This window comes from Bacteroides sp. An269 (genome assembly GCF_002159755.1).
Lineage (GTDB): Bacteria > Bacteroidota > Bacteroidia > Bacteroidales > Bacteroidaceae > Phocaeicola > Phocaeicola intestinalis.
On the sequence record NZ_NFJG01000200.1, the window covers coordinates 1 to 3,175 of the forward strand.

Below are 3,175 nucleotides of genomic sequence, written 5' to 3' on the forward strand. Positions count from 1 at the left end.
GCGCTTGCGGTCATGGGGCACGGCGTTGTCCTGCAACTCCTTGAACTCGCGGAAAATAAGGTTTCCCTCGTCGTCGTAGTGGTAAAGGCAATCCGGGTCTTCCAGAAGCCGTCCTCCCGCACCGTACTTGCGGTCTTTCCTCTCCGGCGTTTCAAATAAGTTGCCCACGAAGTCCGGCACGCGGTAAATCACGTCCGTCTCGGAACCGTCTGTCGTTTCCTGGCGGATGAGGAAGTCGAAACGGTCGTAGTCGTAGCGCATGACCGTTCCCGTCAGCTCGTTCTCCTTGGCGAGCAACCGATTAGCGATGCCCCACTCATAACGGTACGCCCCGCGCTCGATGCCGCCCGCCCGCACGGACTTGCGCACCTCGCGCCCGAAACGGTCGCGCTCCGTCCTGACGGTCACGCCGCCGGAGAAGGTGCGCTGCACCTCCAGCCCCGTGTTGTCACGCACCCAGGACGCCTGCCAGCCTTCGCCCGACTGCATGGCCTGCAAGTTACCCTCCCGGTCGTATGTATGGCGGATGTCCGCCCCCAGGCTGCTGGTGATGCGGGTGCAGTTTCCCTCGCTGTCATACGTGCGGCTGACGGTATATTCTCCCTGTTTTTCCCCGGTGACCAGTCCTGTCTTTCTATCACGGATGAACTCCAGCAGGTTCTCCGCGTTCTGTGCCTTGACGAGCAGGCCGTCCTTGTCATACGTGTAAAGGGAGACCTCGCCGTCGTACTGTTCCTCCTTCAGGATGTGGTCCAGCCCGTCGTATAGGTATTCGGTCCATTTGCCGCCGGGACGGTTCACCCGTGTGACTCGTCCCGCCCCGTCACGCTCGTACTCGCGGCGGATGCCGTCGAAGCCTGTCTCCGTAATGACCTGGCCCAGCCCGTCCAGCCCGAAGAAATAGTTGTCGCCCGCCTCGTTCCCGATGCGGCGGAGCTGCAGCTCGCTGTTGTAGCCGAAGGTGATGCGGTGCCGCTCCTGCTCACGGCTTTTCAGCACGCCCAGAGCCCCGTAGGTGAACCTGACCTCACGGATGTTGTCGGTGGCATGGATCAGGTTGCCCATGGCGTCGTACTCGAAACGGTGCACGTTGCCGTCCGGCTCCTCAAGGCGGATGAGGTTGTCGGCACGGTCGTAGGCGTAGCGGGTGGCGTTGCCTTTCACGTCCACCGCCTGCACGAGCCTGCCCCTGCCGTCGTATTCCCAACGGCGGAACAGCCCGTTGGGGAACTGCAACAGTTCGAGGTCGTACCTGTCGTTGAAGGTGAGCGTGTAAACCCGTCCCCGCCCGTCGGTAATGGTGCGCAGGACTCCGCCGTCGTAGGTGTATTCCACCGTTTCCCCGCTGAGCGTGGTGCGGCTGACGACACGGTCCTGTTCGTCATAGTCCCATGACAGCTCCCTGCCTTCCGGTGTGCGGAGCGAGGTCAGGTTGCGGTTCTTGTCGTAATTCAAGAACGTGTCCTCGCCGTTCTCGTCCGTGATGCGGACGGGCTGCCCGAACTCGTTGTAGGCCGTCTTGCGGGTATATCCTTCGGGATTGACCGTGACCTCCAGCTCCTGATAGTCGTTGTACTGCTGGCGGGTAATCCCGCCGTTGGCATCCACGATCTTGTAGATGAGCCTGTCCTCGCCGTAGTAGTATTCGGTCTCGGCATCCTCGCCGTTGCGGATGCGGGTGCACCCCTTGGCGTAGCGGATGAAGTATTCCATCACGCCGCCGTCGCCCCACGTATGCACACACCGGGCATTTTCGCCCCTGCCTTCATATTCCCAATGGAAGGACATGCCTCCCTGGTTGGTGAGCTGCACGAGCAGGTGTCCGTCGGCATAGACGAAATGCTTGCTGACATCCAGCGCGTCGGTGGTCTCCACCATGTCGCCCCGTCCGTCGTACCGGTAGCGGACCAGCTTGACCTCCTCGTTGTCCTGCCGGATGGACACGCAGCATACGCGGCCCAGCCCGTCGGTTTCCACTTTCAGGCGTTCGCCACGGGAGGATATGATGCCCGACAGGCGTCCGGCGGAAGCGTACTCGAAACGGATGCGGAACCCGTCTTTTGTGGAAATCTCCGACACCATGCGGTATCCGAAACGGTTTTCCGGCCCGCCGAAACGGTATTGGAGCCCCCGGATGTCGGTGAGCAGGTAGCCCTGTGCGTCGAGTGTCCAGAGAAGCTGCTCCTTGCGGTCGAAATAGGAACCGCCGGGTTCCAGCACGGGCAGGAAGGACTCGCGCCCGTCGGCGTGGCGGAAAAGGAACGCCTCTTCCTCCAGGCGGCGTATGCCCAGGTTGTAGCTGTGGTGCCAGTTGTAGCCCAGCGGCCCGTCCACGGCGGCGTCGCTGTAATAGGTGCGCTCCCAGACGATGGGGATGGGGCCGGGAAGCTCGAAGTCCACGTTGGTGTGGTACACCCTGCCTGTGGCGGCATCCACCGGCTCGCCGAACGTCTTGCACTTGATGGGCTGGAGAATGTCCGCCAGCCTGTTTTTCCCTTCCTTTCTCAGCCTGTCAATCAGTGCCTGGAACTTGTCGCCCAGCTTTTTCCATAACTTACCCAGTCCCTTGAGGCCGAATTTCATGGCCAGGGCGAACATGTCGATGGTGGGCGGGCCTCCGACAAGCACCGGCTTGCCCGCCGAAGTGATGGTGGACAGCATGGAGGTGGGGGCCATCAGCGCCTTGCTTACCTTCTTGGGCTTGCCCTTGCGGGGGACGGTCGGTATTCCCACTATGTTGCAGGAGAGGGCCGGATGCGTCAGGGCGGAACAGGGGGCGCCGTCCGCCAGTACCGTAGAGCTGCCCATCCACATCTCGGACTCGGACATGCCGCTGACCAGCGGGGCGGAATGCAGGACGTAGGCCGGCAGGTGCACGATGCCGATGCCCGCCTGGGCGATCCACTGGCCGTGGACCTTCACGGACGGGGCCATGCCCTTGAGTATGCTGCCCGCCACGCCTGCCACGCCGCCCGCGGACGGGGGGATGGCCGTTGCCAGGCTTGCCATGAGGTCGGCCAGGAGGTCGTACACCTTGCCCACGTGCGGCACGGGCATGACGGGGGAAGGCGGCGTGACCGTGGGGTGCGTGTCGATGCCCACGGACAGGTCGCCGAACTTGGCCACAGGCATGCCCGGCACGGAAGGAAGAGCTCCTGCCAGACCTGACTGGAGC

At 62.9% G+C, this 3,175-nt stretch carries 1 protein-coding gene; it reads right to left on the reverse strand.

The features are described 5' to 3' along the window. Nucleotides 1-3,175 (reverse strand): DUF6531 domain-containing protein (locus tag B5F71_RS19085; protein ID WP_087213486.1); only part of this gene is annotated, 3,175 nt, incomplete at both ends.